The sequence below is a fragment of the Borrelia hispanica CRI genome (assembly GCF_000500065.1).
GTDB lineage: Bacteria > Spirochaetota > Spirochaetia > Borreliales > Borreliaceae > Borrelia > Borrelia hispanica.
In genome coordinates this window covers 1-6,049 of the sequence record NZ_AYOU01000154.1, presented here as the reverse complement: position 1 = coordinate 6,049, position 6,049 = coordinate 1, and the positions used below count along the sequence as shown (strand labels likewise).

The following is a 6,049-nucleotide window of genomic DNA, read 5'->3' as shown; positions in this document are numbered from 1 at the left end:
TGATTGATTTTTTATCATATTATTATTTTTATTCATATTAAATTCCCTTTAAAATTGTTCAAGATCTAAATTACTAGCATTAATATTAAGTTCACTCTCTATTAACAAATATGTAACTAATACATAATGCTTGAAATAAGTTATTGCAGACTCCACAAACTGAGGCCATGTATTTTGACTTTTAACCCCAATAGATCTCAATTTTTCTATATATATTGGTGTATCAAATGAATGTTCATATCCACTTAAAGGGCTATAAAATGTTGTTGTAACAACATAAATTAAATGATTATCAATACTCTTTGTAGTTGGATATTGTACAAAATCAATATCTAGATTATGTTCCTTAATAACATTTTTAACTTCTCTTACTATTTCATTGTAATTCTCATATCCATTAAGATTTTTATTTACTTCATCCAAATTCATTTTAAGAGTACGAAGATTTTTTAAAAAGTCTATTCTCTTTTGACTAATTGTTGTATTTTCATTATTAATTGTCATTTCTTGTATATTTGTTTTTAATCCATTATTTTTATTTAGAACTTCACTTTTTGTTATTTTATTTGTCATTGTTTGATCTCCTATAAAGCATAATATTTAATGTAATAATATACTAAATATTAATATTTGTCAAATATAAACAACATTTATAATGAAAAAATCTGCAAAAATACTGATATATAAGATATAACATACAAAAACTTAAAGCTTAGTTAAAAACTATAAACAAAATTCTTAACTAAGCTCTAAGACCTATTCAAAATGAACACTTTATAGGTAGTTCTCACATCAGAACAAATACCATTGATATTAATGTATATATCAAATTTAAAAAAAAATCAATTATTATGCAGCATAAACAATAATATGCATATAATAATTCAACACTTCTACTGAATCATAACTTTGAAAAGTTAAAATCATCTATAAGTTTTTCAAGCAAATCCCTTTTATGCGCAAAGAGTTCGTCTAAAATAAAACTTGCAAGTTTTGAATTTTTTTTGTAAAAATCATAACTATCTTGTCTCTTAAGCTGAAATCTTAAAGGTTTTATTGGATTACGCCTAGATTTTTTCACCAAATTTGAATCGCTATTTCTTAACAAAATTATAGTATTTTTAAATCCATTCTCTAACAAATAAACTTCTTCAACAATCCCTTTTTCTATAGCCGTTGCTACTTTTAAATAATCATAAACCTGACTTTTGGCTAATTTATAATCTTTTATAAAACTATCAAAAGTTTTATACCCATCCATTTTATAATATTCATTATCTTTAATTTCCTTTAATATTTTCATAGTTTCTATTCTATTATAAACTTCATTTTTAAAGTTAGATTTTAACTGCTTTTTCAATAAATTATAACGATTTATTAACTTTTCATCTTGATCAATAACTTTTGATGAATTAACCTTTGATATTACCCTATCATTTATTTTGATATTCATAAAACCTCCATTATATGTCAAATTAATAATATATACTTATTTATTTATAGAACTTAACTTTATCAAGTTTCTCCGGCCTCCGGAATAAATTCTTGTATTTTTAATATAAACTCATTAAAAGTTTCCACATATTCCTCTATATAATCTTTCTTTAAATCAAAAACATCATTCTCTGCTATTCTCCTATTAAGATCTTCACGCTCTGATATTATGCCTAAAAATCCCTTTTTTCCTTGTAATTTTTCTAACAAATGCTTATGTGTATTATTTTTCTTAAATTTTGTCACAAATAAAAAAACTTGAGGACTCAAATCTAATTTTTCTATAAAAAATTCTAATAATTGCAAACTCTCAACTGTCCATTTTTCAGCTGTCATCGGAACAAGTACGTAATCACTAATAACTAAAGCATTAGATAATGTAGAATCTAAATGAGGGTTAGTATCAAGTATGATAAAATCATATTTAACTTTTAAATATTTTAAGCTTTTTTTTAATCTATGCTCTTTATACGGCAAAGGTTCTTCTCCAAATGTATGTAAACTCAAATAACTAGGAATTAAATCTAAGTTATTCTCAATATTAACAATTGCATCATCTACAGCTAATTGACCTTTTAAAACTTCATATATATTAATATTCTCCAAGTCTATCTCAAACTCATGTATCCTGTCATGATAGTAACTTGTCACTGATGCTTGAGTATCCATATCAATCAAAAGTATTCTATGATTTTTAGATAATAAAGTTGCAAGTATAATAGCACTTGTACTTTTCCCAACACCACCTTTAATCGAAGCAATTGTTATTATTTCTGTTTTTTTATTATCCATTCTTTAATCAATCCCCCTTTTGGTAATTTTTTCCCATAAAACGCATATACTTCTCTTTCTAAATTTAAAAATTTATTAACCAATGATTTATAATATTTTGTTTCAGAACTTTCTTTTTTTAATAAGCGTGATATTCCCTTAAGATAACAAAAAATATCTCCTTTATTAAACTTGAACCCTATATAATAAATTTTTGAAAATGTAGATACTTTTGTAATCCCATTCTCTTCGTATTTTACAGCAACATTTTTTATTGGCTTTCTATATCCATAAAATATACCTAAAAATTTGTCTCCTTCTTTTAGAGAAAATAGATTAAATGCTTCTACTTTTTTTTGATTAAACAATCCCCTAAACGAAATAAAAAATTTATGCTTTTGATTTTTATTAACCCCGAATGCATACAAATCCATCATGACTTTTGTATGATACAACGTCCTATTGTTATCAATCTCTACTTTGATAAATAAAGGTTTCTCTTTCATTGTAATAAACACAGGCTTTTGATTATTAACTTCAATATCTAATTTTTTTTCTTTAAGACGCTCTAATACACTATCCATAACACATCCTTAGTCAACAAGCTTTTCATACTCCTCTATTCTTAAATGCTCTTTCCCTTCTACCATATCTAAAATTTCATAGTAATAATGATTATCAAATACCTTGCTATACTTCAAATCAACTTGCTTATTTAAATAATTTTTCAATATTGGCGCTAAAACTTTAACCTCTACTTTGTTCTTCAACTGATCTATTAGTATACTAAATATATTATTTCTAATCTGCTTGTGGTCTTCTTTTCGACCTTTTTTCTCTCGTTCAACTGTTTTTTTAATCCTCTTTACTATCTGTCCTAAATCGCCATATTTACTACTCTCTACGATAAAGTGCGGCTTGTCTTTATATCTCTCATACGCTTTTTGTATCTCTGTTTCTAATTGCTTCTCATCGTATCCTTCTTTTTTTAATCCTTCTTTTGTCTCTTCTAGTATCTTTTCTAGTTCCTTTTGTTTTTCTTCTAATTTCTTGCTTTTATTCTGTTCCCTTTCTTTTCTATTCTCTTCTTTCTTCAATGCTATTAGCTTCTTTATTTTAATTTCTTTTGTTGTTTCTAAATTTAAAATTGAGAGATATTTATCATCTTTGAATTCACACTTCTTTATATACTTTTCTAGCTGTGCCTTTTCTCTTTCTATTTTTTTTATTTCTTCCTTCTTCTTTTTATTATTCTTATTATTAATATTATTAATACACTCCCATTTTTCTACACTCCCATTTTTCTTTAGACTCCCATTATTAGTGCATGTTTGTTGATGATATAAGTTAGCACGTTGTTGGAATCTGTCTTCTTTTTTGTCTTTAAAATGTTTATTGATTTTATAGTGACATACTTTTTTAGAAAATCTAAGTTTATAGTGAATTTCAGTACCGCAATTTTCTCCTAAATGTCTGTAATAGTTACTAGTTACTTGAAATTCTTTTTCTAGTTTGTATAAATAACTTTGTAGAGTTTTGAGTGTAGCTTTTTTTTGACCATTGTTGTTTAAGTTATTATTAAAATAGTAGAGTATTTTATTTTGATTATATTTTTTAAACTTAGAATTTACAAAATTTAATGTTGATATTAAAACAATTAATTTGTGTTGGTATTTATTGATGAGCTTTTTTTTGTTCCTCATATTAATCTCCTATAAAGTGTCTTGCTATCATGATAGCTTAACTTTCCTTTAAATGTAAATCGAAATTTTACAAAAATATTTTATAATAAAAAGTTGACAAATACAATTTTTGCTATAAAATATATATTAACAATACACTTTATAGGAGATTTATTATGAATAAAAATAATATTACAAAAATTAATAATGGAGTAAAAAAAATGAATTGTCAAGATTTATACACCCAACCAGTTATTAAAGGTTTAGAATCTTTTGTTTCAAGCGTAGATTCTGATAATAATAAACAAACTAATGTAATTAAAATGAGCAAAATAGGACGTAAATTACCTGGTATCAAAAAGAATGAATATTTCAAGTTTAATAGTAAAGTAGATTTTTCTATTCAACGTGAAGGATTAACAAGATTTGGTGCTAGTGAAGTTGGTAGTATATTTCTTGGTGCTGATGCTGCTTCTGAATTAATTGTAAGTAGAGTACTTAAATTTTTTGGGAAAGAAGTTCCATATAAAGATAATTTGCATATTAAAAGTTCCATATAAAGATAATTTGCATATTAAAAAAGGAAAAGCATTAGAAAATTTAGGATTTGCTGAGTTTCTACGTATTTACTTTGATAATATACAAATTTTACACAAAAACAAATATGCTAATGGGATAGACAAATATAATTACTTCAAACGAGTAGGATTAGGAGATAATCTTGTTGGTGCAACAATAGATGGTTGGTTTGTAAATAATCAAGGTGAAACAGAACTATTAGAGATTAAATGTAGTGATAGTAATTATTTAACATCAGCTATTACAGAATATAATCAAACAGGTAATTTTTTAGAAAGTAAATATTTCTTTAAATATTATGTTCAAGCACAGATACAACTTGCATGTACTGGATTATCAAAATGCAACCTATTCTTTTTAATTGGAGATGAGCCTGTTAATTGTGTTATAGAAAGTAATAATAGCTTTATAGCAAAAGTGATGGTTTATATTTCTGCATTGGATATGGAAGTTAGGCGTATTTGTAATCTTATAAAGAATGACAAATCTATTGAACTTACAAATATTGATATAGAAAATTTAACTAATCATATAAAACTATTACTACAAGATAGTAAATTTTGTTCAGATTTAGCAGAATTAAATTATAAAGATGAATTTATAAATTTTCTAAATATTGTTAATTTAAATATTGGTGCTGAAGAGCGAGAACTTTTGGAGAAACATTTAGTTGATATTCAATCTAAACAAACAGAAATAGAGAAGAAAGAGAAAGAGAATGCTAAAGAATTATATGCACTTACTAAACAATATAAGGATGTTCTTAAAGATATATTTGGCAAGTTATCTATTGATTTTTGAATTAACAGATAATATTGTGTATAGATTAGGCAAGAATATATTTGCGTTAAATTCAGGTAAACGTGCTATTAAAGATAGGTTTAAGTTAATTACGGATCATTATGATTATTATGATATTAATCATAGTTATAGTTTCTCTATATCTAATCTTACACCTCCCATCTCATCTGTAGTTTAATGGGAGGTGAACTTATGATTATACATCTAATAATCTTCATTATAATAATTTTATATCGTATGTTAAAATATATATACAATAGTTTAAGAAATATTATTAAAAAATATGTTTATGACTATCATATAACAAAAGAATACAATGAATATTTAGGTAATTTGTCTTGTGATCTCCAAAGAATGGAAATCAGACGTAGGCTTTATGATGATGGGTGTTTTGATGTCTGACATTAATAATATCACATTATCAGGACGTTTAGTTAGAGATTCACTTTTATCTTATAGTAGTACAAATTTAGCTATATTAAATTTTGCTATAGCTAATAATATTAAAGTTAAAAGAGAAGGTGAGTGGAGAGATAATGCCCAATTTTTTAATTGTGTATTATTTGGTAAGCGAGCAGAAACTCTTCTTCATTTTCTTCTTAAAGGCAAGCAAGTTGTTGTTCAAGGGTCTATGAGACATGAGTATTATAAGGATAAACATAGTGGAATTGATAAAATTAAAAGCATTATTTTTGTAGATCAACTGAGATTGTTTGGTGGGG

At 25.2% G+C, this 6,049-nt stretch carries 9 protein-coding genes; 4 read left to right on the top strand and 5 right to left on the bottom strand.

Annotated features, from left to right (window positions below; translation table 11 throughout):
- Positions 1–48: 48 nt before the first annotated feature.
- From U880_RS10325 to U880_RS0106325, 5 genes are all read right to left on the bottom strand, one after another.
- A complete protein-coding gene (locus U880_RS10325) occupies positions 49–573 on the bottom strand; it encodes an ERF family protein (protein ID WP_152520416.1) in 525 nt (174 codons plus the stop codon).
- Positions 574–901: 328 nt separating this feature from the next.
- On the bottom strand, positions 902–1,453 hold the full coding sequence (locus U880_RS0106340) for a chromosome replication/partitioning protein (protein ID WP_024655221.1): 552 nt from the start codon (positions 1,451–1,453) through the stop codon (positions 902–904).
- A 62-nt stretch (positions 1,454–1,515) separates the two neighbouring features.
- Positions 1,516–2,286, bottom strand: a complete 771-nt coding sequence (locus tag U880_RS0106335; protein WP_024655220.1) for a ParA family protein — start codon at positions 2,284–2,286, stop codon at positions 1,516–1,518.
- The gene (locus U880_RS0106330; RefSeq protein ID WP_024655219.1) at positions 2,262–2,849 is read right to left on the bottom strand and encodes a DUF226 domain-containing protein; all 588 of its coding nucleotides are present in this window, start codon (positions 2,847–2,849) and stop codon (positions 2,262–2,264) included. The genes U880_RS0106335 and U880_RS0106330 overlap by 25 nt, the downstream gene beginning before the upstream one ends.
- 9 nt (positions 2,850–2,858) lie before the next feature.
- Positions 2,859–3,968 (bottom strand): plasmid maintenance protein, encoded by a 1,110-nt coding sequence (locus U880_RS0106325; RefSeq protein ID WP_024655218.1) that lies wholly within the window; start codon positions 3,966–3,968, stop codon positions 2,859–2,861.
- A gap of 155 nt (positions 3,969–4,123) precedes the next feature.
- On the opposite strand from U880_RS0106325, the gene U880_RS11880 reads away from it, so the two are divergent.
- The 4 genes from U880_RS11880 to U880_RS0106310 form a co-directional block, all read left to right on the top strand.
- Complete coding sequence (locus tag U880_RS11880) at positions 4,124–4,507, top strand: hypothetical protein (RefSeq protein WP_051373903.1); 384 nt, start codon at positions 4,124–4,126, stop codon at positions 4,505–4,507.
- A complete protein-coding gene (locus U880_RS11875) occupies positions 4,455–5,327 on the top strand; it encodes a YqaJ viral recombinase family protein (RefSeq protein ID WP_051373902.1) in 873 nt (290 codons plus the stop codon). The genes U880_RS11880 and U880_RS11875 overlap by 53 nt, the downstream gene beginning before the upstream one ends.
- Entirely contained in the window at positions 5,317–5,505 is a 189-nt protein-coding gene (locus U880_RS11870; RefSeq protein ID WP_051373901.1) for a hypothetical protein, read from the top strand. Before U880_RS11875 ends, U880_RS11870 begins: the two co-directional genes overlap by 11 nt.
- Positions 5,506–5,667: 162 nt before the next feature.
- Positions 5,668–6,049 (top strand): single-stranded DNA-binding protein (locus U880_RS0106310; RefSeq protein ID WP_152520415.1); only part of this gene is annotated, 382 nt, incomplete at its 3' end.